Consider the following 23,600-nt stretch of genomic DNA (forward strand, 5'->3'; position numbering starts at 1 on the left):
CACGCTGAATTATCAGACACCGTCTGAATTTGCAGCGGGCTGGAGAAAGGGTCATTCTGAGAATGAAGATTCCGACGTTACTAACTGAGTGTTGTATCTAATCGTGGGGGCAGGTCACTGATAGTCAGTATCATTGCGGTGGCCTATGCCTCTCGCCAGCCTCAGCGGGTATTAAATCAGCTCACCCTATATACGGCGAAACCCGCCTTCGGAATGATGCTGTCAGGATTATTAGCGACGCTGGTATTTTCTCGCCTGTTTGGTATGTCCTTGCTCTGGCACTCGCTTTTACAGGATGGCTACGTCCGGGAAGTGAAAAATATGGTGGAAGAGGGGACTGAACTCTTCGGCTATATTCTCTGCCTGGCGGCCTCGGTGGAAATATTCCGTCAGCCGAAGGTCAATCATCGTTAAATTCTCTGCACAAAAATCATCGCGCTTTTAAAGGCTTCCTTTGGGAAGCCTTTTTTACGCCATTGTTCAGGCGACGACGGGAGCCCAGCGTAAGTCACCGGGATTTTCCTTACGGGCACCGTTTTCTACGCGGAAGTAGTCCGAGGAGTAACCGTATGTTTTGCACCGCTTAATAATTGCAGGTAGGATGCTTCGCGGCAGTTTTATCCCTACGCAGAATGACGGGAAGAACGGCACGGGATTTGATGGATATGCGTTCCATATTCATTTGAAAATCTTATGTATTCCATAAATCAGACAGGTACAGGGAAATAATGGAAACACAAAACACACAGGCTGCGGATCAACGTGCGGCAAAACGACGCTGGCTGAACGCCCACGAAGAGGGGTATCACAAAGCGATGGGTAACCGACAGGTGCAGATGATCGCCATCGGTGGCGCCATCGGTACCGGCTTATTCCTCGGTGCAGGTGCGCGTCTGCAGATGGCTGGCCCCGCGCTGGCGCTGGTTTACCTGGTTTGCGGCATCTTCTCGTTCTTTATTCTTCGCGCGCTGGGCGAACTGGTATTACACCGTCCGTCGAGCGGCAGCTTCGTCTCCTACGCCCGTGAGTTTCTCGGTGAAAAGGCCGCCTACGTGGCAGGCTGGATGTACTTCGTCAACTGGGCGATGACCGGCATTGTTGATATCACCGCCGTGGCGCTCTACATGCACTATTGGGGCGCGTTTGGCGATGTGCCGCAGTGGGTGTTTGCGCTGGGGGCGCTGGCGATTGTCGGCACCATGAACATGATTGGCGTGAAGTGGTTCGCCGAAATGGAGTTCTGGTTTGCGCTGGTTAAAGTGCTGGCGATTGTGGTGTTCCTCGTCGTCGGGACCGTGTATCTGGGCAGTGGAAAACCGCTGGATGGCAACGCTACCGGCTTCCATCTGATAACCGACAACGGCGGCTTCTTCCCGCACGGCCTGCTGCCTGCGCTGGTGCTGGTACAGGGCGTTGTCTTTGCCTTTGCCTCCATTGAATTAGTGGGGACAGCGGCGGGCGAGTGTAAAGACCCGCAGACCATGGTGCCGCGCGCTATCAACAGCGTTATCTGGCGTATCGGTCTGTTCTACGTGGGCTCGGTCGTACTGCTGGTGCTGCTGCTGCCGTGGACGGCCTATCAGGCGGGGCAGAGCCCGTTTGTGACCTTCTTCTCCAAGCTCGGCGTGCCTTATATCGGCAGCATCATGAACATCGTGGTACTGACGGCGGCGCTCTCCAGCCTGAACTCCGGCCTCTACTGCACCGGGCGCATCTTACGCTCGATGGCGATGGGCGGTTCTGCTCCGAAGTTTATGAGCAAAATGAGCCGCCAGCACGTGCCGTACGCGGGCATTATGGCGACGCTGGTGGTTTACGTGGTGGGCGTGTTCCTGAACTATCTGGTACCGTCTCAGGTCTTTGAAATTGTTCTGAACTTCGCCTCGCTGGGGATTATCGCCTCGTGGGCGTTTATCATGGTGTGCCAGCTACGTCTGCGCAAGGCCATCAAAGAAGGCAAGGCGGCGGATGTGAACTTCAAGCTGCCGGGCGCACCGTTTACCTCGTGGCTGACTCTGCTATTCCTGCTGAGCGTGCTGGTCCTGATGGCGTTTGACTACCCGAACGGCACCTACACCATCGCTTCACTGCCGCTGATTGCTATTCTGCTGGTGGCTGGATGGTTCGGCGTACGTAAGCGCGTCGCGGAAGTTCACAGCACCGCACCGTAACCTGCTCGCAGGCCTGATAGCATCGCTATCAGGCCTGTTTTTCTTAGAACATCCGGAACCGATACTCAATAATCGCCTCAGACGACAGCGTATGCGTTCGCGTATAGCGGCCGTTGGTCAACACCGGCGTTTTACCGCTGGTTTTATAAGACCAGCCGGGGCCGAACATCAACCATACTGTCAGGTTCTTCATTGGCGGCGCAGAAGGCGTCCAGCGGGTAAAGGCATTAATCTCGCCGGTACGTACGTGGTTATCCTTATAGTTGAACTGAGCGATATTTCCTGCCAGCCCAACGGCCAGATCCGGCGTGAGCTTGTAGTCGGAGATATTGGCCAGCACCAGTTCGCCATCGCGCATATAGTCGTCACCCGCATAGGCCATTGAGATAAAGGTGCCGCGTGAGTTTTTACTCATGTGACGCGGGTAGAAGCCCACTTCGTTCTCTTTTTTGGCACTGGTATAGCCTACGCCCCACTTTGTACTCCAGCGTTCCGCCTGCCAGGTCGCATCCACGGCGAAGTGCCAGGCGTTATGGTCAAAATCGCGCTTATTGGCTGGCATTGCCAGATACTCATCCAGTGCCTCAGTGGCGTAAATCTGCGTGCCAATATTCAGATGGCTAACCGGGCGCAACTGGGTAAATAACAGATGACGGCGCAGATAGTTTTCACTCTCACCGTAGCCATATTGCAGGCTAAACGGCTGGCTATTCCACAGCAATTCACCGGAAGCCAGGTGATTGATTTTAGCGCCGGTATTTGTCTGGAACTGCTTCTTATCCGGGGAGTTACGGTCCATCGAATTTTCGACATAGGCACCTCGCAGAGTGAGGTGGTCATAGCTGACCCCACCGCTAATGCCTGAGTAGGTCGTTGGGGATAAACGGTTGGATGTGGAAATCACCCCGTAGTTTTTCAGCACCTGCCAGCCCCAACGAGCGTTAAGCTGAGCGTCTCCGGCCAGATATTTTAATTTAATATTTCGTTGACCGAATTTTGAATAGCCCTCCGCGTTGCTTTTTTTATTACCCTCTCCGTTATTATAAAGTACTCCTCTGGAGTTAAAGTAATCGCTGGCACCTAATTTTACTGCGCCATAATATACGGCATCAACGCCGATAAAATCTGCAAAATACCCCGATTGATAATCCACGGCTACGCCTTGGCCCCAGGCGTTATGGACGTGCGTAGGGTTAGCATTTTCCTCCTTCAGATATTTCCAGTAATTCTTCAGTGATAGCGTCATTGACGCGTCGCTGAAAAAAGGATCGGCAAGATAATTATTTTCAGTATGGCCCATATCGGCAGCCCATACGGGCGTATAGCTGCCAAGCAGCAGCATCGCTGTCGCCAGTGTGTTCATTTTCATTGTGGTATCCCAGAATAGCGCCGCGGGAAAAGGGGGCCGCGGCTTAATAAATGTGCAACGCTATTATTGATTTTTCAGACGCAGTTTGCCGGTTTCAACGTATTGCAGTGAGCCAATTTCCGGTACGCTGTAATGCCCATCTTTATAGATAATTTTGACGACGGCGGCGTTAGCCAGCGGCTTATTTTTGTCCGGTGAATCGGTAAGATCGGAAATCATGATCTGCATAGCGGTTCCCGATGAAATGGCCAGCACGGTTCTATCGCCATTTTGCTGAGCCTGTTTGACGATAGTCGCCAGCGCGGCCTGAGTACGGTTTTTTACCTGTGCATAATTCTCGGCGAGCCCTTTAACGTCCGCCTTTGCCAGCGCATCCTGGGAGTCCTTCACCGGCAGGGTGCCCGCCTTCATGGCATTGAAAAGCGCAGCGGCGTCGGCCATCCCCAGTGCGTGGGCGCCTGCATTGGCCATATCTTTGTTGAAGCCGCCCTCAAAACCGCCAAAGAACGCTTCACGCAGCCCCGGCAGTTCATTGAGATGGTACTGGGTTACGCCGATTTGTTTGAGGATAACGGCCATGGTTTCCCGCTGGCGGCCTGCATCGCTGGAGTAAAAACTATCGAATTTGATGCCCTTTAACCCTTCGCCAAGATAGCGGGCCACCTGCACACCCTCTTCGGTGAGCGGCGTATCCGCCCAGCCCTGAACGCGGTCAAAGGTATTAAACAGCGTCTTCCCGTGACGGGCAAAATAGACGGTAACCGTATCATCCTGAGCTGAGGGCGTCGTATCTGCCGCAGAACAGGTGGCTATACTGGCTAGCGCCGCTAAAGCAACAAACCACTTTTTCATCGGATATCCTTTTTATATTGCTTATAAAACAAAAAAACCTGCGCTCTTACTCAACCGCTTAAATTGCATGGTTGAGAAATAACGCAGGTTTTGCCTGTTGAAAACAGTAACAATCCAGTTTGGCCGGACAATATCACCATCAAAATAGAATGGCAGTAATTATTTTTTTATATATCGATATTTGTGATCATCCTCAAGTCTTGCTTTTCGATAATTCATATAAGAATTTCCTACATAATAATGCGCCAGTAGTTACTCGACTAAATTAACTTCGGGTCAGGTGTATATTTATCCGTCAGTATTTGATGCTCGTCACAGAACGCGGGTGGCGAGTCTGGACGTTAGTCCTCATAACGGTTATTTTCTCATCCATATCAGGATTGCTACTGAATAAAGGCAAAACCTAAGAAATTTTCTACTCAACGCGAGTGGGGGATTTCTTAGGTTTTTTTTTGCTTGTTATTTGGACCTATTAATAACCCATAAGGAGTCATCATGAATTTACCAAAGATCGTTGCCTCGGTGCTGGCAATATGCGCATTTTCTGCCCAAGCGGGGAACGCACCGCTGAAAATATTGATTGTGAATGATGATGGTTGTGAATCCCCGGGCAGTACTTCGCTTCAGGATAAGCTTAAGGCGAAAGGTTATGATGTCTGGATGGTCGCGCCCGCTACTAATCAGAGCGGCATTGGTTCTGCAATCACCTTTAAGACCGGTAAAGTTTTTGATGTGAAAAAGGTTGCCGAACAGCGTTACTGCTTCCCGGGCACGCCTGCGGACGCCGTGGACTTCGGGCTAAATGGCTTGCTGAAAAAGGCCGCGCCTGATCTGGTGGTTTCTGGTGTTAACGACGGGCCAAATACCGGTATGGCGCAGGTGAACTCCGGTACCGTCAGCGCGGCGGCTCGCGCCGTACGCTATGGCGTCCCGGCGGTTGCCGCCAGCATCGGCTATCGTTTTACCGAAGAGGAGATGAAAAATGGCTGGCCGAGCACGCATAAATACTGGCCCGACTCCGTGGACTATGTCGTGAGCGTGGTGGATAAACTGAATGCCCAGCGCACACAGGGTAAACCGTTATTGCCGTTGGGCACCGGGCTCAGCATTAACTACCCGGCCCTGGCGACTACAGAGATTAAAGGCGTGCACTACGTTGAAAACCAGCGCTTCCCGGTCGCGCAAATTGGCTACGATATTCTCGCAGACGGCAAGGCCAGACAGACGATGAATCCTGAGTCTCTCAAAGTGGTTATGGATGACACGGATTCCGGCTGGTTGAATAAGGGCTACATTACCTACACGATTTTTGATGGCTCCTGGAATGCACCGCAATATGAAGCGCAGTATCAGGCGTTGCTGAAACCCTGAGAGCTAACTTAACCCCACGCCGTAGCCGCTGGTGCCGTTGCCAAACATATCGCGCGCCACCAGCCGCGTGCAGCGTAGCGATGGATTCGCAATAGAGCAGGATTTTCCGGCTTGTCCGCTGCGACAAGACAAAACCTTACACGTGCACCCCTTGCGCATTGATGAGGATTGTTTATGATTCGGCTGTTCTGAAACGTCTGGTAATTTATGCGAAATCGTCAGCTTCTTGCGAAAGGGTTCTTGATAGTGACCTGCCTTGCCATGGCTCTTTGCCTGGTGCAGCGGGCCGTTTATCTGCACCATTTTCTCGAGCAGGCGGGCAACCCGGTTCAGACTATCTCCACGCCAGCAACGGACGAATCCCAGGTTGGGCCTTCGCCATGCCAGCTTAGCGCCAATTCGCTGTTGTGCGCACAACCTATTTTCTTCGACGGCGCGCTGCCTGCCGTTATCGTCTTCCTGGCCCTGATTCAGCTATTCGCTGAAGTGCGTGCGTTCGTCTTTCGCGACGTGCCCAGACGGCCACCCACGGTCCGAATACATCTCAAAAACTGCGTTTTCCGTGAATGAATCATCGTTCTGACGACGATTGATTATTTCATTTACGGAGAAAAAATATGTTGAATATCTTCAGGGGATTATTGCTCCTGTTGCTCGCCTGCGTGGGTTCTGCTCACGCCGCCGATACCGGGTGGCTCACGTCAGGGCAAAATGACCACGCTAAGATTCGTTTCCAGGCGGAAAGAGGCAAGGATCGCCTGTATGGCCTGCTGACCGTTGAGCTGCAATCCGGCTGGAAAACCTACTGGCGATCGCCGGGAGAAGGGGGCGTAGCGCCTGAAATTCACTGGAAAAACGGTGAAAAAGCGCAGTGGTACTGGCCGACTCCCTCGCGTTTTGAAATTTCGGGGCTGACCACCCAGGGTTACCATAATCGGGTGGTTATTCCGATGGTTATCACCGGTAATCCGGGCGATGTGCTGGACGGTACGCTGACGCTCTCGACCTGTAGCAACGTCTGTTTGTTAACGGACTACCCGCTGCATCTCGATTTTAATCAGCCGGTTGACGGCCAGTTCCAGGATGCCTTCGAGCAGGCAATGCGGACTATCCCGGCGGAAAATGGTCTGTCGGATAATCTGGCGGCGCACCTCGCGGGCGATCGTCTGGTCATCACCGGTACCACCACGGGCGCATGGCGTACCCAGGGTATCTATTTCGATCCGCTGGACGGCGGCATTATTCCCGGCGACCCGAACATAAAAACCGACGGCGCGACGTTGACCATCAGCGCACCGGTTACGGACGAATGGGGCGATAAACCGAAGACGCTGGCGGGTAAAACGCTCTCGTTCGTTCTCACCAGCGATGGCAAAGCGCAGCAAACTACGCTGACGGTAGGCGCCGACGAATCGACTGTGGCACCGCCTCAGATTGCCCGAACTGGCATCGGGCAGATACTGCTCTTCGCGCTGCTTGGCGGGTTGATCCTCAACCTGATGCCCTGCGTTCTGCCGGTGATGGGAATGAAGCTGAGCGCCGTGCTTCATGCGGGCTCAGATACACGTAACATTCGCCTGCGTTTTCTGGCAACCAGCGTCGGGATCCTGTTCTCTTTCGCGCTGCTGGCGGCGATGGTGACCGCGTTGAAGTTAACCGGCGCGGCGCTGGGGTGGGGCATCCAGTTTCAGAGTCCGTGGTTTATCGGCCTGATGGTGGCGGTGACCTTTATCTTCGCACTGAATCTTTTTGGTGTCTTCGCGCTGCTGTTGCCGTCATCTGTGGCGAGTCGCATGGCCACCGCGGGGGGAAGCGGCTGGCTCGGGAGCTTCTTCGAAGGCATGTTTGCCACGCTGCTGGCCACGCCGTGCTCGGCACCGTTCCTGGGTACCGCCGTCGCCTTTGCTTTGGGTGCGCCGTTGCAGGAGCTTTGGCTTATCTTTATTGCGCTCGGCGTCGGGATGGCGATTCCCTGGCTGTTTGTGGCGCTGGTGCCGAAAACCGCTGCGCTGTTGCCGCGCCCTGGCCGTTGGATGGCTATCGTCAAAACCCTCCTGGCCTTGATGATGCTGGCCTCAAGCCTGTGGCTGGCATCATTGCTGAGCCAGCATCTGGGTGAGTTTGTCAGCAATGCTGTCATCCTGTTATTGGCGCTCGCTGCGCTGGCGGTGGTCTTTATTCGCGGCCCGCGCAGTGGATTTGCGTTCTATCTGGTGGTGTTCGTGCTCACGGCGCTGAGTGGTTATCAGCTTCGCGGGTTGATTCAGGCTCCTGCGACACCTGAGCGCGCAGCGAAGGCCAGTGCGGATATCCGCTGGCAACCGCTCAGCGAAGACGCCATTGCGCAGGCGCTGGCCGACGGCAAGCGTGTTTTCGTTGATATCACCGCCGACTGGTGCGTGACCTGTAAGGTGAACGACATGCGCGTACTCACCCAACCGGAGGTTATCGCTGCGCTGAATGCGCCTGATGTGGTGGCGCTTCGCGGCGACTGGAGCAAGCCGTCTGACGCGATATCAGCTTTCCTGCAAACGCGTAATCGTTACGCCATCCCCTTCAATGAAGTTTACGGGCCGGGCCTGCCGCAGGGAGAGACGCTCTCTCCACTGCTGGACTCGTCATCTCTGCTTCGCGCTCTGAAACATGCCAAAGGTTAATGCACCATGAAATACACGCTTCTTTTTACGCTTTTGATGACCGCCTCTTTGCAGGCTTTTGCGGCTCCCGCTCTGACGCCCGCCCAGGAGGCACGCGTTCAGGAACTGGTACAGGAAACGCTGCTCAAGCATCCAGAAATTCTGGCCGCGGCGGCGGATAAGCTGGACCAGCAAAATGCGCAGGCGAACCAGCAGCAGCTGAAAAAGGTTATCGCGCAATATAATGATTTTCTGTTTCATGACCCGAATTCCCCGCGAATTGGCGCGACAAAACCACGCCTGACGCTGGTGGTCTTTACCGACTACAACTGCCCGTACTGCAAAAAGTTCGATCCTTATCTGGAGAAGATCGTCGCCAAATATCCGGACGTTGCCGTGGTCTTTAAATTCCTGCCTTACCGCTCGGAAAGCTCGGTCACCTCGGCACGAGATGCCCTGACCGTCTGGCGTGCGCACCCTGAACAGTTCATCAAATTCAACGATGTGCTGATGGCGAAAAAGGGGTATCACGATGATGCCAGCATTGCGCAGGCGAAAAAGAAAGCTGGCGTGGTGGTGGACACGCCGGATGACGAAAGCCTGGTGACGGTGAAGAAGAGCCTCGCGGTAGCACAGGAGCTAGGCATTCAGGGCACGCCCGCGACGCTTATCGGCGATGAAATGCTATCGGGCTGGGTTCCCTACGAAGATTTTGATGCTATGGTCAGCGAAGCGCTGAAAAAACAGTAAGTTTATTCACGGGGGAGGAATCCCCCGTTCACGGAGAAACGAGGATGAAATCGATTGTCTTAACGTCGCTGGCTCTGCTTCCGGCGTTTGCCTATGCCAGCGCGCCGCTTCCCGATATCGTAAAGCGTTTTAGCGAGCAGCAGAACATTACCATTATCAAAGAGGTGGATGCCCCCGGCGGCCTGAAAAGCTGGGTGGGACAGTATCAGGACATGGGCGTTAACCTGTTCCTGACACCGGATGGTAAGCATGTGGTTTCCGGCTACCTTTATGACGATAAAGGGAAAAACCTGAGTGAAGGGTATTTCACTCAGGCCATTTACGTGCCGATGGGTCAGGAGATGTGGAAAAAACTCAACGCGGCCCATGCGCTGAAAGAGGGCGTCGAGACCGCACCGAGAAAGGTCTTTGTGTTTGCCGATCCTTTCTGTCCTTACTGCAAAGCGTTCTGGGCGGCGGCACAGCCTTGGGTTGAGGCAGGCCATGTTCAACTCAATACGCTGCTGGTGGCGTTTCTTAACCCGAAAAGCGGGCGCAACGCGACGGCCATTCTTAATGCGCCGGACCCGGTAGCGGCCTGGCGGGATTACGAGCTGTCCAACGGTAAGAAATTGCCGCGTTTTGACGGCGTCACGCCGCGCGAAACCTTCAATCTGCTGCAAGCGCATCAGAAGATGATGGATGACTTAGGGGCGAACGCAACGCCAGCGATTTACTATATGAACGAGAAGAATGAGCTGCAGCAGGTGGTGGGGATGCCTGATGAAAAACAGCTTGAGGCGATGTTTGGCCCGAAACCCTGATAGCGATGTTGGTCACTCGGTGCGGGTTTCTCCCTCTCCCTTCCAGGGAGAGGGTTGGGGTGAGGGTAATGCCTGGCACTAGTTCCAGGTCGGAAAATAATCACAAATTACACGGTAATTAAACAGGCTATTTTCCATAATTACCCATAGTAGATATTTAGTTATTCCAGATATACCGCGTTAGGGGTATTTTACTAATAAGTAAAATGACACTTATTTACGTTCGGCTGGAGAATCTTTAACAGGAAGAACGCTATAATGTCCTGGCACCAGGGGAAATATTAATCATTATTTATCAACGAGTTATATGCTATGGATCAGCAAATGTATATCACTACCCGAAGTCAACGTTACCTGCAGACTAAACCCCCTTCAACACCCTAGTTATCTTTGCTGTTTCCTCTGGCATCTGTTCTGTTTTTGTCTCCATGCATCGACGGTTATTAGTCCTGCCTGTCGTATAGGACACGCTTCGTCTTTCAATATGCTTATTAACACGACAAATTCACTTTGAAACGTATTGCATCCTGGGAGCCAGGCCCTGTCATCGAACTTCGCATTGGCTATTCTCCCGGCTTGCCACAATGCTGTTTTATCATCAAATTAAGGATTTCGTTATGACCCGTATCTCTTTCTGGAAAGGCGTAATGGCGTGGGTCAAGCTCGCCTCGCTGCTTTTTCTCACGCTGTTCGTTCTTCTCGCGTTGCCGCATCTGGGCGTCACGGGGATGAATTTCTCGGTGCAGTTTTTATCGTTTAAAATTGTGATCGTACTGTTTATCGTCGCTTATCTGGCGTTTGTGTTTTCTTACGGCAAACTGCGCTTAAAGCGCCGGGGCTTTTTGATGGCGGGCGTGGGGCATATTCTGGCGGTGGCGCTATTTAGCCTGCTGTTCTATCCGATCGTCGGTTTTGCGATTGCGCTATTTTATCTCGCCGTCGCGTATAAATTTGCGAGCATTAAGATTGGCTGCCAGTGTGAAGCGATGGGCTAATGGTGATGATAGGTTACCGATGCGGGTGCATCGGTAACCCATCAAGCCATCAGGAAGGGTCTTTAATACCGTTCAGCAGCTTTCTCACCCGTGGGCCAAGTATCCAGAATAGCACCAGGATAATCAGCAGAAGCAGTGCCGACAGTCCTTTATGGTTATTGATGAGGATAAAAATCATTGCCAGAGTCAAGGCGTGAATCCTTATTGTTGTGCGTTGTGTATTTTATGTCGCGATGGGATTAGCCCCAGACGCGAATAAAGTTAGTTGCGACAGTGATAACTACCCACACCAGTAAATAATAACGGCGGGAATCATTACGTGATTCCAGAGCGGCAAAATAATTAGCGCTATAAAATGCGGAAATAATAATGGCGACAGTGATGACAATATGCCAGACACCTTCTCTGATACCGATAACGGCGCTAATGGAGGCAAAGCAGATAACGATAGCAACGCCGTTCAGGGCATTGCACATCAACCAACCCCACAGGCTCGATGGCCTGCTAAACATCTGTTCAAGTCTTAAAACCAATTAATCATTCATCCCGTCAATGCAAAGAGCGCTATAAAATGCATTCTATAGCCAGGCAGGGAGTTGACTAAAATCAAATTTAACGGTTTCTATAGGGAATTAATCTGAAACTGATATATATCAATTTACGCTATATTTTGTGCGTTTCATCTGTTTTAAAAATAGTAAAATCGATAAACCGCTATGATATATAAAGATAAAATGAAGAGATGTAGTGTTTTATTTTTACTGGTATTTTCTATTTATTACCCACTTGGGGTGAGGTTAAATGCTACTGTTTAGCGAATGATAATCACTACCTTTATTATTATTTTGGCAGGATATTACCCGCGTTAATAACGGTTTCACAATAGCGATCGTTGATCGCTAAAATAAAAAAGGCAGGCCGGATGGCGCTTCGCTTATCCGGCCTACAACGTCGAGTTAACTGAACCGCTGAGTTTACTATTTCTCAGGTGTATAGCTCAGGATCACCTTATCATCCGGAATATGGGTGAATTGGGTAATCAGCTGATGATAATCCGCCAATGGATCGACATCTTTAAACTGTGTCGGGTAGAAAATCTTACTCAGCGTCTCGATGGCGATAATGTTGTACGGGTTGTTATAGAAGTGATGGTACAGCGCACCGGTATGACCCGCGACGACGGCCGGAATACTGCTTACGCCCTGACGCGCCAGCAGCGCATTAAAGGCGCTCACCACATCAGCCTGCGGAACGTTGTAGCCAAATGGAATAATCGCCGTCCCTTTCCCCGGACGTATGGAACCCGTCATCAGGTAGTAATCCGGGTTCATGGAGATGATTTTCTCGACCGAAATATTCCCGGTTGCGCCCGGCAGTAGCTGTGAGCCGATGTTCACGCCGCCCGCCGCTTCCACCAGACCGCCCCAGCCGTTGCGTGCATGGGTGAAGCAACAGCCGTTATCCAGCCCCGCAACCCCGGCAATCGGCTCGATAAACACGAGGGGTTTCTTCTCGACCTTGGCCAGACGCTGGTGAATAGTGTCCAGACGCTGCTGATAGAAGTTGATATAGGCCTGCGCGCGTTCGCTCTGACCCAGTACCTTACCGAGCATCGCGATGCTTGGCATGGTGTTCTCAACCGGATGCAGTTCGTAGTCAACGAAAACAACCGGTACGTGCAGCGCGTCAAGCTTTGCCAGCACGCCGCTTTGTACCAGCGACGGCTTCGCGCGCAGCTGGGCAATCATCAGATCCGGATGGCGAGAAATCACCGTCTCCAGATCCACGTTCCCCTGGTCGGAGAATTTCATATCGAGGATTTTATCCGCCTCGGGCCATTTCCGCTTCAGCACGTTCCAGGTTTCGGTATCCTGCTTTTTCGGCAGGTTGTTCCACGCCACCACTTTGGCGAACGGATTGTCGCGCTCCAGCACCGCCAGCGTCAGAATATCGCGCCCATCCTGCAAAATGATGCGCTGCGGCTCCTGCGTAACCGTCACCGTCCGGTTGTCCATATCTTTGACCGTGACCGGCCAGTTGCCCGCCATGGCCAGCAGCGGTGAAAACAGCAGCGCTGCGCCTAATATTGCCTTCTTCATCGTCATGATTTCCCCGTCTTGCGATTATTGTTATGTCGTTAAACCATCGACCACCACGTGCGGTAGCCCTTGTGAACAATGTTCGACCCGGCCACGCACGCCGTAAACGGTCGCCAGGTTTTGTGGAATGACCACCTCATCCGGCACGCCGCTTGCGACCAGTGCGCCGTTTTTCATCATCACGGCATATTCGGCGTGACGCAGGGCAATGTTGATATCGTGGATAACTACCACGGTGACGATATTGCGCAGCCGCGTCTCTCTGGCGACAATATCCATCACGTGAAACTGATAGTTGAGGTCAAGCGCGCTGAGAGGCTCATCGAGCAGCAGCAGATCCGGCTGACGAACCAGGGACTGCGCCAGGCCAATCAGCTGTTTCTGGCCGCCGGAGAGCTGGTCGAGGAAGTGCATCGCCAGATGGGCGACGCCGAGTTTTTCCAGAATGGCGTAGGCTTCCTGCTCAGCGTTACCCTGGTGATAGCCGCTGGCGCGTCGCGCCACGATAACCGACTCCAGCGCGTGCAGGTGCACACCGGCAGGCAACGACTGAGGCAGATAAACCACCTTTTGGGCACGCTTAGCCGGTATCAGTGTCATCAAATCTACGCCGTTCAGCGACAGTACGCCCTGCGCGGGGTTGAGATCCGCCAGCGCGCGCAGCAGCGTTGACTTACCTGAACCGTTGGGGCCGAGCAGGGCGGTAATCTTGCCCCGCGGCAGCAGCGGTGTGGTCAGGCCGTCGATGATTTTCTTTTTGCCATACCCGGTATGCAGGTCGCGAATCGACAATCCATCCATCACAGCGTCCCTCGGTGGCGAATAATAATGCTCAGGAAGAACGGCACGCCCACGAGTGACGTCACGATGCCCACCGGAATAATGACTCCGGTGACGATATTCTTAGACACCACCGACGCCAGCGACAGCACCAGTGCGCCAATCAGCATGCTGCCGGGCAGGTAGAAGCGATGGTCTTCGCCGAACATCATGCGGGAAATATGCGGAGCAACGAGACCGATAAAGCCAATTGGCCCCACAAACGCCACGGTCAGCGCCGAGATAATGCTGATGCGCAGCAGCGTGGCCAGACGCAGCTTGCGTACGTTGATACCAAAGCTGACGGCGCGGTCTTCGCCAAGACGCAGGGCGGTGAGCTTCCAGGCATTTTTCAATGACAGCGGGGCGATAATCAGCAGCGCGACCGCCAGAATGGCGAGCTTATCCCACGAGGCACGGGCCAGGCTGCCCATCGTCCAGAACACCAGTCCCTGCAAGGTATCTTCGCTGGCAACGAACTGTAAAATAGAGATTAGCGCGTTAAAGGTGAAGACCAGCGCGATACCAAACAGCACCACGCCGGAGGTTGCTACCCGAGTCCAGCGGCTGATGCCGTCGAGAATAAAGCAGGCCATCAGCGCAAAGACAAAGGCGTTCACCGAGATAAACCACTGGTCGGGAATGCCCGGAATCCCAAGCCCCAGAATAATCGCCAGCGCTGCACCGAACGAGGCGGCAGAAGAGACGCCGAGGGTAAACGGGCTGGCAAGCGGGTTGTTGAGGATAGTCTGCATCTCCGCCCCGGCAAGCCCTAAGCCCATGCCGACCAGAATGGCCATCAGCGCGAACGGTAAACGTAGCTCCCAGACGATCACGCGGGTGCCGGGGTCCGCTGTGTCGGCGTGGAACAGCGTCTGCCACAGCGTGGATACCGAGATACCCGAGGGGCCGAGGGTGAAATCAAGCAGCAGGGAGCAGAGGATACAGAGCAGCACGACACCGGCAAGCAGGTAACGCTGCATAACCACCCGGCGGTAGCGGGCGGCAATCGCCAGCGCGGGAGAGTCGGCGCTGGAGGCAAGGCTGGAATTCATCGGATAACCTTATGGAACAGGGTAAATTCAGTGAACCTCCCGCCTGTCCCGAGGCGAAAAATGCAGGATATCCAATATCCTGGAGAGTGCTCGCGACAATATATTGAATTGATAATGCTTATCAATTCAATATGAAAATAATTAGCGTTCCATTGATTATTTGTTTAACTAAAACCCTTACTCCGGCGCTCCTCCAGAAAGGGAGGCAGAGAAAACCTGCACCAGGCTTACCAGCAACGCTAATCGGTCCCCTAGCCCTTCCGGGGAGAGGGCTAGGGTGAGGGGGTAATGCATCACAATAACCACGTACTCAATAAGCCCAATCCCCAATTTCCCAACCCGATAAATGTGACCGCCCCCGCTAACCCAACAGCATGCCGGTTTTGTCCTGTTTAATGTCATCTCTGTCCGTTGTATCAGAACGCCATCCAGCATTTGATGAGGCATCAGATTTTCCGACCGCAAAAGCCTGGAGGATGAGAGAGATGACCCATCAGATTACCCTTCGTTTTGAAGACGGCGCGATGCAGACCATCACATGCCGTACCGGCGAGACCGTTGCCGACGCCGCGTTGCGCGCCAGAATCAGCATTCCGCTCGACTGCCGTGACGGCGTCTGCGGAACCTGTAAGGCTACCTGCGCCTCAGGTGACTATCAGCATGGTGATTACGTTGACGATGCGCTCTCAGCCGAAGAGGCCAGCGCGGGCAGGGTACTGACCTGCCAGATGCGCCCGTCCAGCGACTGCGTGGTAGAGATAGCCGCTGTTTTAGATGCCGCCTGCGTGGCGACCTATCAGGGGCATATCACCGCCTGCCGTGCACTATCGCCGACCACCTTAACGTTCTCCATTGCGCTAGACGACCGGCAAGCACTGAGCTTCCTGCCGGGGCAGTATGTCAACGTAACGGTGCCCGGCACTGACCAGACGCGCTCGTACTCCTTTAGCTCCGGGCCGCAGGATGCGGAGGCCTCGTTCGTGGTGCGTAATGTGCCGCAGGGGCTGATGTCGACCTGGCTTAGCGAGCATGCCCGCGTGGGTGATGCCATATCGTTTCGTGGGCCGATGGGCAGCTTCTACCTGCGCCCGGTGGAGCGTCCACTCCTGTTTCTGGCGGGCGGTACCGGGATCGCACCGTTCCTGTCGATGCTGGCCGCGCTGGTGGATGACCACGCCACGCACCAGCCGGTGCACCTGATTTTTGGCGTCACCCGCGATGAAGATCGGGTGGCGCTTGAAGTGCTCGACGACTATGCGCGTCGGCTGCCAAACTTCAGCTATCGCTGTACCGTCGCCGACCCGGAAAGCGACTATCCGCATAAAGGCTATGTCACTCAGCATATCGATGCGGGCATGCTGAACGGCGGTGATGCCGACGTTTACCTCTGCGGCCCACCGCCGATGGTGGATGCCGTGCGCAGCTACCTGGACGCCGAAGCGCTGACGCCGCGCAACTTCTACTACGAGAAGTTTGCTGGCGCAGGGCAGGAGGCGCCGAACGTGGTGCCACCGCTTGCTGCGGCGGATGTGGACGATGCCTTTGACCTGCGTCTGGCGCTGGAGTTGGGGGCCGTTCAGCTGACCATGGGGCGGCTTAGCGGCGAGCAGCTGACCACCTTCCGTCGCCTGGCCGACGCCACGGCGGCGTTCGTCTCCGGGCGGCGTTTTATTGACGTGCCGCGCTACGTGGAAGCTAACCATGCCTTCCATCAGTTCCTGATTGAGGCTACCCGCAATGCGCAGCTGATTGCGCTCTACGCCCAACTGACGGTGCGTGACTATATCGACCGCGCGCTGACCATCAGCGTGGAGATTGTCGGTGACATCGTGCAGCAGCATCGGGATTTGGTCTCGGCCTTTGAATATGGCGATCTCAACGCCGCCCGCGATGTGCTGGTCCAGCACGCGCAGCACTCGCGTACCACCATGAGCCGGGCGCTGGCGCTGAAAACGGCACCTGCCGCCCCGCCGCTGACCGTCGCACCGTCTGTGCCGGAAGCCGAAGCCCTGCGCTGTCCGTTCCACGATCTCCTGCCGCCTTCGCTGCCACCGTATTCCCACGAACTGGCGTGGCCAGAGGGGTTAGCGCCCTTCAAAGTGGTGGATGACGGCGCTCAGGGCGACCCGTATGAACACTACCGCTGGATGCGCGAACATGCGCCGGTGCTTCGCTGCCAGTCGGCCACTACCGACGTCTGGTTCCTGTCGCGCTATGACGATGTCTACCAGGCGATTCGCAATCCGAAGCTGTTCTCCTCCGAAGTGGTCAGCCCGCCGCCGCTGACCTTCCTCACCCTGTTCGACGCGCCGGGGCATACCCGCCTGCGCAAAGTGGCGCAGCCGTCGTTTATGCCGCTCTCGCTGGAGCCGTTTATCCCCGAAATTGAACGCCGCGCCGAAGCGCTGATTGACCAGATGCTGGCCAACGGCGGTGGCGATGTAGTGGAAGATTTTGCCATTCCGCTCAGTATCGCCACCATCTCGGCAATGATTGACGTGCCGAATGAAGACGAAGAGAAAATGAAGTTCTGGTCTGACGAAACCTTCAGCTACTTTGGCCGTCTGGCGCGCAACGCCCCCGGTACCGGCACCGATGAGCAGAGCGCGATGGCCTTCTTTGCCTATCTGAAAGAGGCGATGGAGCGGCTCTATCTCAACAACAGCCAGTCCATCGGTGGCCATATTGCCCGCATGTGGAAATCGGGGATGCTGAACGAAAAAGAGGCCAAAGAGCTGTGCGCCTTCGTTTTTATCGCCGGGCACGATACCACCACCATTCTGGTAGCCAACGCCTTCCGCATGTTTGCCGAACAGCCGCAGCTGGTCGCGCGTCTTCGCGACAATGAAGAGGATGCCGACCGCTTTGTGGAAGAGGTGGCACGCTATCGTGGCACCGTTCAGCGGGTGAGCCGTATCACTACCGAAGCCACCACGGTTGCAGGCATAGAGATACCCAAAGGGGCGGTGATACGCCTGCTGCTGTCGGCGGCGAATCGCGATAGCCGCAAGTTTATTGATGGTGAAACATTCAATATCGATCGCGACAGCAGCGGGCATCTCGGCTTTGGTAACGGCATTCACAAGTGCCTTGGCCAGCCGTTAGCCAAGCTTGAAACGCTCATTGCCGCGAAGCTGGTGGCGCGCAAGGTGGGAGATATTCGCCTCGACCCAGCACGCCCTATCCAGTACGTCCGCGGCAATAACCTCACCAACTCGGGCCCGGAGCATCTGTTTGTGCAGATGCGCCCTCGCAAAGATTAGGCGGAGCGTGACAGTCGGCCCTGTTCCTGACGACGGTATTCGGTGGGCCGCAGCCCGGTCTGTTTGCGGAAAAAACGACCGAAGTAGGCCTCGTCGCGAAAGCCGAGTTCGCGGGCTATCTGCTTGACGCTGAAGCTGGAGTACACCAGCAGCCGTCGGGCCTCGTGCACGGCACGGCGGTCGATAGCCTCAATGGCGGAGATCCCGAACGCCTCGCGACAAATACGGGTGAGCTGGCCGGCGGAAATGCCCATGGCATCGGCGTAGCTGGCTACCGGCTGGCGGGTACGGCAGCGTTCGTCGAGCAGCAGACGAAAGCGTTCAATGCGGGCGACCAGGGCGGCGCGGGCCGGGTTGCCTGCCAGACGCGCTTTTTCGCTCAGGCGGGCAATCTGCACGAACAGCGCAATGGTCAGCGCCAGCCCGGCGGTGTACTGCCAGCGTTCCGGGTGCTCCGCCTCACGGCCAATAGCATCGAACAGCGCTTCCAGCGGCGCGGCGCGGCGGGTTGCCGGATCAACGGCCAGCACCGCAGGCGTACGCACAAAGGTCAGCAGTTCAGGAGCGGCGGTCATGGCGACGGACTCAATTGCCGACTGTACGGTCGTAATGACATGCCCATCAACGTCATCGCGAAAGCGAAAACCGTGGACGGAACGGGCCGGAATAACCACCAGACACGGCGCTTCCAGCTGCCATATCTGGCCGTCAATCGACGTTTCACCGCCGCCGTGGGTGATGTACAGCGTCTGGATGAGCGCCTCATGAAAGTGCGGCTCAATCTCGAATCCGAAGCGGCTGGCCCGCGACGGAATACGCTCATGGTGCACGCTTTCAACGGCAGTGGGAGAGTCCTGCGCGCCGTAAAGGGCGTAGTTAGGCAGCGTTCGGCGGGCGTTAACGTGAGCGGGCATGATGCCGGTTTTGTCCTGTTGAGCTGAATGGTGCCTTGATGGCGAATAACATTAATTCGGTGGTAAAACGCGCAATTGCGCAAGTGCTGAATCTTCATCTTGTGACGTGAGTAGGGCGGAAAAACGCAGCTTCTCTATAGCGGTGAGCGCAAAAATTTGCGCCAGAACACACTTCTTCGCAATTGTCGAAAAGTGCAGGTTTTGGTGTGAAAGTCCCCTTCTTTTTCCACAGTGGGCTGTGAAAAATGCATATGTAACGTTTTTATAACATCAGCAAAATAATAAAAATCATTCATCTGTGAGGTACCCTATGGCTGTAGAACTCCCCGTCCGCGAGTGCGACGTACTGGTGATTGGCAGCGGCGTCGGCGGGCTATCGGCTGCGGTGACCGCGGGCCTGAATGGGCTGGATGTCCAGGTTATCGAAAAAGAGGCGGTCTTCGGCGGCACCACCGCGTTTTCCGGCGGCGTGCTGTGGATCCCCGACAACCATCTGGCGCGCCAGCAGGGTATTGAAGATAGCCAGGCCGCGGCGCGAACCTACCTGCAGGGCGAAGCAGGCGACAGCTTCCGCCCGGAGGTGGTGGACGCCTTCCTCAAAAACGGCCCGGACATGCTGCGCTTTTTTGAAGAAAACACCCGCTTTCGCTGCAACCTGTACCAATACCCCGACTACCATCCCGATGCCCCCGGCGGCGTGATGCGCGGCCGTTCGGTGGTACCGGAGGCGTTTGATATCCGTGAACTGGGCAAGTCCATGCGGCGCCTGCGCAAACCGCTGCGCACCATCACGTTCATGGGGATGATGTTCAGCTCCTCAAACAACGACCTGAAGCACTTTTTTAACGCCACTCGTTCGCTGAAATCTTTCGCCTACGTGGTTAAACGCCTGAGCCGCCACCTGCTGGAAGTGGCCCGCTATGGGCGCGGGGTTACCGCCAATGGCGGCAACGCGGTGGTCGCTCGCTTAGCCTGCTCCGCACAGGATCTCGGCATACCGATTCACACCGGCGTGGCGGCGAAAGATTTGATCGTGGAACGCGGCGTGGTGCGCGGCGTGGTGGTTGAACTGAACGGTGAGCGGATTAACCTGTTCGCCCGGCGCGGTGTGGTGCTGGCCTCCGGCGGTTTTGCCCGTGACGACGCGCGATTAAAAAAGCTCTATCCGCACGTGCGCTGTGGCGGCATTCAACTTTCCCCGACGCCGCCCGGCGTGGATACCGGCGACGGCATTGCGATGGCCGAGCGCATTGGCGCTCGCTTTGACGACAGCTATGCCAACGGGGCGGCGTGGATCCCGGCCTCAAAGGTACAGATTGGCCGTCGGTCGTATGTGTTCCCGCATCTGGTCGACCGCTATAAGCCCGGTTTTATCATGATCAACCGCCACGGCGTGCGCTTTTGCAACGAGGCTGACTCCTATCACGACGTCGGTATCGCCATGATTGAAACCTGCCGCGAAGACCGCGAAACCTTCGCCTGGCAAATCTGCGATCGCCGGGCGCTGCGTACATACGGCATGGGGTTTGCCAAACCCGCGCCGATCCCCGTCTCGGTTTACCTGAAAAGCGGCTATCTGCTGGAAGGGAAAACCCTGAGCGAGCTGGCGCAGAAAATGGGCGTTCCCGCTGAAACGCTGGTAAGCACCGTTAACCACTACAACGCCGACGCGCGTCAGGGCAAAGACCCACAGTTTGGGCGCGGTGAGTCTGCTTATAACCGCTATCTCGGCGATGCCAACCATCAGCCGAACCCGTGCGTCGCACCGATAGCACAGGAGCCGTTCTACGCCGTGAAGCTCTATATGGGCGATCTCGGTACCTTCCACGGTCTGAAAACCGACGGCGAAGCGCGGGTGCTGGATAACCAGGGGCTGCCAATTCCGGGGCTTTACGCCGCCGGTAACGAGATGGCGAGCGTGATGGGGGGAAGCTACCCAGGGGCCGGGATCACCATCGGCCCGGCGGCCACCTTCGGCTATATCGCCGCCCGCAGCATGGCGGCACGCGGTGATACGGCATTGCAGCCAGAGCGCGAAGCCTCATAAATCAGGAGAGTATGATGTCTACACTTTTTAGTCCATTACAGGTCGGCCCGCTGACGCTGGCAAACCGTATTGTTGTCCCGCCGATGTCGCAGTACTCCGCGCAGGCGGACGGCATTGCCACGCCCTGGCACGCCCAGCACATTGGCGGACTGGCGATTTCCGGCGCCGGAATGGTGATTTGCGAGGCCAACGGCGTCACCGCGGACGGGCGCATTACCCCGCATTGTCTCGGGCTGTGGAATCGCGAGCAGGCGCAGGCGCTACTAAAATTGCTGGCTGATATTCGTACCTACAGCAACACGCCGATTGGCGTGCAGCTCAACCACGCGGGCCGCAAGGCGGGCACCAATGCGCCGTGGCGTAATCAGGGGGCATCGCTAACGGATGAAGAGGGCGGTTGGCCGACGGTGGCCCCTTCAGCCATCCCGTATAAACCCGGTTGGCGCGTACCGCAGGTGTTAGACGAAGCGGGAATGGCACGCATTACCCAGGGCTTTGTTGATGCCGCCCAGCGGGCGCTGAACGCCGGGGTCGATTTTATTGAGCTTCATGCCGCCAACGGTTATCTGTTGAACCAGTTTCTCTCACCGCTTAGCAACCAGCGTGAAGATAACTACGGCGGTAGCCCGGAAAACCGTATGCGCTTTCCGTTGCAGGTGGCGCGCGCGCTGCGTGAGGTCTGGCCGAAAACCCGTCCGCTGGGCGTGCGCTTTAACGGCGGCGAATTTGCTGAAGGCGGCTTATCGCTTGATGAAGCAGTAAGGTTTGCCCGCGAACTGCATGCACTCGGCTACGACTATCTGCACGTTTCCGGCGGCTATAACATCTACAACCAGACGCCGGATGCCGACAAGCCAGGCTATATGGTGCCGTTTGCCGAAGCGGTGAAAAAGGCGCTGCCGCAGGCGGTAGTTATTACCGTCGGGCTGATTTACGAAGCGCCGCAGGCCGAGGCGATTGTGCAGGAAAAACGGGCGGATCTGGTGGCGATTGGCCGTGGGATGCTGGATGATCCGAACTGGCCGATTCACGCGGCTATCGCGCTTGGCGAAACCGCGCCGTGGCCAAAACCCTACGATCGCTTTGGACCGCTTGGCTGGCCGACGCATCAGATTCAGGAGGTTAAATCATGATGTTGCCGATCATCGATCACCGTATTTACACTATTCGTCTGCGCAAAATGAACGAGTTTCTCGAGGTATTTGACCGTCTGGCGATGCCGGTGCTGCGAGAGACGCTGGGCAATCCGCTGGGGTTTTACACCAGTTTTGTCGGCCCGCAGAACCAGTTTGTGCACCTGTGGGGTTACGAGAGCCTGGCGGAGTACGAACGTCGTAGTTACCTGCGCGACACGCATCCGGATTTTGCCGCCTATCTTAAAGCTTCTGAGCCGTTTATTGTGGCGCAGGAGACGCGGTTGATTCGGGCGACGACGATAAAATAAGCTAGTAAAACGTAGGCCTGATAAGCGCAGCGCCTTCAGGCAACCCAGCGCAGATTGCCGGATGGCGGCGTTGCCTTCTTCGGCCTACATGTTTACCAACGGAGGCACCATGAACCTCGCCAACAGCATCCCGGTTTTCAAACTATACGGCGAAAGCTGGCACTGGCCGACGCCGGACCTCCTGCACTGCGAGTCGATTCAAAGCCGCAGCAGCCTCTATGACTGGAGCATTCGCGCCCATCAGCACACCGATCTGGTGCAAATCCTCTATATTCAACAAGGGCAGGGTGAAATTGAGATTGAAGGCGTCCGCCAGCCGTTCACCGACGCCTGCGTGCAGATTATGCCAGCGCTGTGCGTCCACGGCTTTCGCTTCTCGCCGGGAACGCAGGGGTATTCTCTATCGCTTGCCGCGCCGCTGGTGGCCAAGTTTGAACAACAGTTTGGCCGCCCGCTGCAGGTGCTAAGCCGCGCCGTTCGCGTGCCGGTTGGTGACGCGGGGGCGCAAATTCATACCCTGTTTCAGACGCTACAGCAGGAGTACCAGGCCGATAACGACGCGCGCGACATGATGCTGCATTCGCTGCTTAGCGCGCTGATGGTCTGGCTTAACCGTCAGACCAGCGGGCCCGTTGAAGTGAGCGATAAGGTAGAGCGCAAACGCACCGCCATTCGCCGTTTTAACCAGCTGGTGGAAAACCACTACCGTGAACATTTCCCGCTGGCGCACTACGCCCGCCAGATTGGCATGTCTGGGGTGCATCTCAATACGCTATGCCGCGAGTTCCACGGCTGCAGCGCGCTCAGCGTGCTGCACCAGCGCCTGTTGCTGGAAGCTAAACGCAGCCTGCTTTATACCAGCATGACGGTCAGCCAGATTTCGGACTACCTCGGCTTTAGCGATGCCACCTATTTCTCCCGTTTTTTTCGCCGCAGCACCGGCCTCTCGCCGCGTGATTTTCGCGAGAAGCCGACGCAGGAATACGCTGAACCTGCTCAGGCTATATAGCGT

The 23,600-nt window shown here is 55.7% G+C and carries 22 protein-coding genes and 1 pseudogene; 14 read left to right on the plus strand and 9 right to left on the minus strand.

Annotation, left to right across the window (positions count from 1 at the left end):
- The first annotated feature begins 213 nt into the window (after nt 1-213).
- Together RDN66_RS21845 and ansP are read left to right on the plus strand one after the other, a co-directional pair.
- Nucleotides 214-414 (plus strand): hypothetical protein, encoded by a 201-nt coding sequence (locus RDN66_RS21845; protein WP_308538175.1) that lies wholly within the window; start codon nt 214-216, stop codon nt 412-414.
- A gap of 314 nt (nt 415-728) precedes the next feature.
- A complete protein-coding gene (gene ansP / locus RDN66_RS21850) occupies nt 729-2,171 on the plus strand; it encodes an L-asparagine permease (protein WP_035896329.1) in 1,443 nt (480 codons plus the stop codon).
- A 43-nt stretch (nt 2,172-2,214) separates the two neighbouring features.
- On the opposite strand, the gene RDN66_RS21855 is transcribed toward ansP, so the two are convergent.
- Nucleotides 2,215-3,471: an OprD family outer membrane porin gene (locus tag RDN66_RS21855; protein ID WP_374044038.1), complete on the minus strand. Its 1,257-nt coding sequence runs from the start codon at nt 3,469-3,471 to the stop codon at nt 2,215-2,217.
- Nucleotides 3,472-3,603: 132 nt separating this feature from the next.
- Nucleotides 3,604-4,392 carry a histidine phosphatase family protein gene (locus RDN66_RS21860; RefSeq protein WP_123652628.1) on the minus strand — a complete coding sequence of 263 codons (789 nt, stop codon included), beginning with the start codon at nt 4,390-4,392 and terminating at the stop codon, nt 3,604-3,606.
- A 495-nt stretch (nt 4,393-4,887) separates the two neighbouring features.
- On the opposite strand from RDN66_RS21860, the gene surE reads away from it, so the two are divergent.
- Nucleotides 4,888-5,763, plus strand: a complete 876-nt coding sequence (gene surE, locus RDN66_RS21865; RefSeq protein ID WP_202216063.1) for a 5'/3'-nucleotidase SurE — start codon at nt 4,888-4,890, stop codon at nt 5,761-5,763.
- 3 nt (nt 5,764-5,766) lie between these two features.
- Here surE and RDN66_RS21870 read toward each other — a convergent pair whose 3' ends face one another.
- Nucleotides 5,767-5,895: a hypothetical protein gene (locus RDN66_RS21870; RefSeq protein WP_281274812.1), complete on the minus strand. Its 129-nt coding sequence runs from the start codon at nt 5,893-5,895 to the stop codon at nt 5,767-5,769.
- 75 nt (nt 5,896-5,970) lie between these two features.
- On the opposite strand from RDN66_RS21870, the gene RDN66_RS21875 reads away from it, so the two are divergent.
- From RDN66_RS21875 to RDN66_RS21895, 5 genes are all read left to right on the plus strand, one after another.
- Nucleotides 5,971-6,333, plus strand: a complete 363-nt coding sequence (locus RDN66_RS21875; protein WP_035896333.1) for a hypothetical protein — start codon at nt 5,971-5,973, stop codon at nt 6,331-6,333.
- Between the two features lie 47 nt (nt 6,334-6,380).
- Nucleotides 6,381-8,420, plus strand: coding sequence for a protein-disulfide reductase DsbD (locus tag RDN66_RS21880; protein ID WP_202216062.1), 2,040 nt, complete (start codon nt 6,381-6,383; stop codon nt 8,418-8,420).
- A 6-nt stretch (nt 8,421-8,426) separates the two neighbouring features.
- Nucleotides 8,427-9,149 (plus strand): DsbA family protein, encoded by a 723-nt coding sequence (locus RDN66_RS21885; protein ID WP_202216061.1) that lies wholly within the window; start codon nt 8,427-8,429, stop codon nt 9,147-9,149.
- A 44-nt stretch (nt 9,150-9,193) separates the two neighbouring features.
- On the plus strand, nt 9,194-9,952 hold the full coding sequence (gene dsbG / locus RDN66_RS21890) for a thiol:disulfide interchange protein DsbG (protein WP_202216060.1): 759 nt from the start codon (nt 9,194-9,196) through the stop codon (nt 9,950-9,952).
- Nucleotides 9,953-10,569: 617 nt separating this feature from the next.
- Nucleotides 10,570-10,947, plus strand: a complete 378-nt coding sequence (locus RDN66_RS21895; protein WP_202216059.1) for a hypothetical protein — start codon at nt 10,570-10,572, stop codon at nt 10,945-10,947.
- A 49-nt stretch (nt 10,948-10,996) separates the two neighbouring features.
- Here RDN66_RS21895 and RDN66_RS21900 read toward each other — a convergent pair whose 3' ends face one another.
- From RDN66_RS21900 to RDN66_RS21920, 5 genes are all read right to left on the minus strand, one after another.
- Complete coding sequence (locus RDN66_RS21900) at nt 10,997-11,137, minus strand: hypothetical protein (protein ID WP_185064460.1); 141 nt, start codon at nt 11,135-11,137, stop codon at nt 10,997-10,999.
- Nucleotides 11,138-11,186: 49 nt separating this feature from the next.
- Complete coding sequence (locus tag RDN66_RS21905) at nt 11,187-11,423, minus strand: hypothetical protein (RefSeq protein WP_035897698.1); 237 nt, start codon at nt 11,421-11,423, stop codon at nt 11,187-11,189.
- A gap of 501 nt (nt 11,424-11,924) precedes the next feature.
- Entirely contained in the window at nt 11,925-13,052 is a 1,128-nt protein-coding gene (locus tag RDN66_RS21910; protein WP_308538177.1) for an ABC transporter substrate-binding protein, read from the minus strand.
- A gap of 24 nt (nt 13,053-13,076) precedes the next feature.
- Nucleotides 13,077-13,850 carry an ABC transporter ATP-binding protein gene (locus RDN66_RS21915; RefSeq protein ID WP_369708712.1) on the minus strand — a complete coding sequence of 258 codons (774 nt, stop codon included), beginning with the start codon at nt 13,848-13,850 and terminating at the stop codon, nt 13,077-13,079.
- The gene (locus tag RDN66_RS21920) at nt 13,847-14,848 is read right to left on the minus strand and encodes a FecCD family ABC transporter permease (protein ID WP_374044039.1); all 1,002 of its coding nucleotides are present in this window, start codon (nt 14,846-14,848) and stop codon (nt 13,847-13,849) included. The genes RDN66_RS21915 and RDN66_RS21920 overlap by 4 nt, the downstream gene beginning before the upstream one ends.
- Before the next feature lie 557 nt (nt 14,849-15,405).
- Between RDN66_RS21920 and benC the strand changes: the two are divergent.
- Together benC and RDN66_RS21930 are read left to right on the plus strand one after the other, a co-directional pair.
- Nucleotides 15,406-16,416 (plus strand): annotated as a pseudogene (benC, locus tag RDN66_RS21925) (benzoate 1,2-dioxygenase electron transfer component BenC); the annotation flags it as partial.
- 33 nt (nt 16,417-16,449) lie between these two features.
- Nucleotides 16,450-18,183 carry a cytochrome P450 gene (locus RDN66_RS21930; RefSeq protein ID WP_308538190.1) on the plus strand — a complete coding sequence of 578 codons (1,734 nt, stop codon included), beginning with the start codon at nt 16,450-16,452 and terminating at the stop codon, nt 18,181-18,183.
- Here RDN66_RS21930 and RDN66_RS21935 read toward each other — a convergent pair.
- Nucleotides 18,180-19,097 carry a helix-turn-helix domain-containing protein gene (locus RDN66_RS21935; protein WP_202216056.1) on the minus strand — a complete coding sequence of 306 codons (918 nt, stop codon included), beginning with the start codon at nt 19,095-19,097 and terminating at the stop codon, nt 18,180-18,182. The two genes, RDN66_RS21930 and RDN66_RS21935, sit on opposite strands and share 4 nt — an antisense overlap.
- Before the next feature lie 310 nt (nt 19,098-19,407).
- On the opposite strand from RDN66_RS21935, the gene RDN66_RS21940 reads away from it, so the two are divergent.
- The 4 genes from RDN66_RS21940 to RDN66_RS21955 all read left to right on the plus strand — a co-directional run bounded on the left by RDN66_RS21940 (nt 19,408) and on the right by RDN66_RS21955 (nt 23,597).
- Nucleotides 19,408-21,144, plus strand: a complete 1,737-nt coding sequence (locus tag RDN66_RS21940; protein ID WP_308538179.1) for an FAD-dependent oxidoreductase — start codon at nt 19,408-19,410, stop codon at nt 21,142-21,144.
- A 14-nt stretch (nt 21,145-21,158) separates the two neighbouring features.
- A complete protein-coding gene (locus RDN66_RS21945; RefSeq protein WP_308538180.1) occupies nt 21,159-22,277 on the plus strand; it encodes an NADH:flavin oxidoreductase/NADH oxidase in 1,119 nt (372 codons plus the stop codon).
- Nucleotides 22,274-22,588, plus strand: a complete 315-nt coding sequence (locus tag RDN66_RS21950; RefSeq protein ID WP_227675099.1) for an NIPSNAP family protein — start codon at nt 22,274-22,276, stop codon at nt 22,586-22,588. Before RDN66_RS21945 ends, RDN66_RS21950 begins: the two co-directional genes overlap by 4 nt.
- Nucleotides 22,589-22,697: 109 nt before the next feature.
- The gene (locus RDN66_RS21955) at nt 22,698-23,597 is read left to right on the plus strand and encodes a helix-turn-helix domain-containing protein (protein WP_202216053.1); all 900 of its coding nucleotides are present in this window, start codon (nt 22,698-22,700) and stop codon (nt 23,595-23,597) included.
- Nucleotides 23,598-23,600: the final 3 nt, after the last annotated feature.

Origin of the sequence: uncultured Kluyvera sp., from assembly GCF_902485085.1 — a bacterium.
GTDB lineage: Bacteria > Pseudomonadota > Gammaproteobacteria > Enterobacterales > Enterobacteriaceae > Kluyvera > Kluyvera ascorbata.

What these genes read in the sequence shown, in the direction of transcription:
- RDN66_RS21860 (WP_123652628.1), bottom strand. Translation starts at nt 4,392, where the DNA reads ATGAAAAAGTGGTTTGTTGCTTTAGCGGCGCTAGCCAGTATAGCCACC.
- RDN66_RS21940 (WP_308538179.1), top strand. Translation starts at nt 19,408, where the DNA reads ATGGCTGTAGAACTCCCCGTCCGCGAGTGCGACGTACTGGTGATTGGC.
- RDN66_RS21945 (WP_308538180.1), top strand. Translation starts at nt 21,159, where the DNA reads ATGTCTACACTTTTTAGTCCATTACAGGTCGGCCCGCTGACGCTGGCA.
- ansP (WP_035896329.1), top strand. Translation starts at nt 729, where the DNA reads ATGGAAACACAAAACACACAGGCTGCGGATCAACGTGCGGCAAAACGA.
- RDN66_RS21885 (WP_202216061.1), top strand. Translation starts at nt 8,427, where the DNA reads ATGAAATACACGCTTCTTTTTACGCTTTTGATGACCGCCTCTTTGCAG.
- surE (WP_202216063.1), top strand. Translation starts at nt 4,888, where the DNA reads ATGAATTTACCAAAGATCGTTGCCTCGGTGCTGGCAATATGCGCATTT.
- RDN66_RS21920 (WP_374044039.1), bottom strand. Translation starts at nt 14,848, where the DNA reads ATGCAGCGTTACCTGCTTGCCGGTGTCGTGCTGCTCTGTATCCTCTGC.
- RDN66_RS21845 (WP_308538175.1), top strand. Translation starts at nt 214, where the DNA reads ATGATGCTGTCAGGATTATTAGCGACGCTGGTATTTTCTCGCCTGTTT.
- RDN66_RS21905 (WP_035897698.1), bottom strand. Translation starts at nt 11,423, where the DNA reads ATGTGCAATGCCCTGAACGGCGTTGCTATCGTTATCTGCTTTGCCTCC.
- RDN66_RS21935 (WP_202216056.1), bottom strand. Translation starts at nt 19,097, where the DNA reads ATGCCCGCTCACGTTAACGCCCGCCGAACGCTGCCTAACTACGCCCTT.
- RDN66_RS21955 (WP_202216053.1), top strand. Translation starts at nt 22,698, where the DNA reads ATGAACCTCGCCAACAGCATCCCGGTTTTCAAACTATACGGCGAAAGC.
- RDN66_RS21855 (WP_374044038.1), bottom strand. Translation starts at nt 3,471, where the DNA reads ATGGGCCATACTGAAAATAATTATCTTGCCGATCCTTTTTTCAGCGAC.
- RDN66_RS21880 (WP_202216062.1), top strand. Translation starts at nt 6,381, where the DNA reads ATGTTGAATATCTTCAGGGGATTATTGCTCCTGTTGCTCGCCTGCGTG.
- RDN66_RS21950 (WP_227675099.1), top strand. Translation starts at nt 22,274, where the DNA reads ATGATGTTGCCGATCATCGATCACCGTATTTACACTATTCGTCTGCGC.
- dsbG (WP_202216060.1), top strand. Translation starts at nt 9,194, where the DNA reads ATGAAATCGATTGTCTTAACGTCGCTGGCTCTGCTTCCGGCGTTTGCC.
- RDN66_RS21875 (WP_035896333.1), top strand. Translation starts at nt 5,971, where the DNA reads ATGCGAAATCGTCAGCTTCTTGCGAAAGGGTTCTTGATAGTGACCTGC.
- RDN66_RS21910 (WP_308538177.1), bottom strand. Translation starts at nt 13,052, where the DNA reads ATGACGATGAAGAAGGCAATATTAGGCGCAGCGCTGCTGTTTTCACCG.
- RDN66_RS21895 (WP_202216059.1), top strand. Translation starts at nt 10,570, where the DNA reads ATGACCCGTATCTCTTTCTGGAAAGGCGTAATGGCGTGGGTCAAGCTC.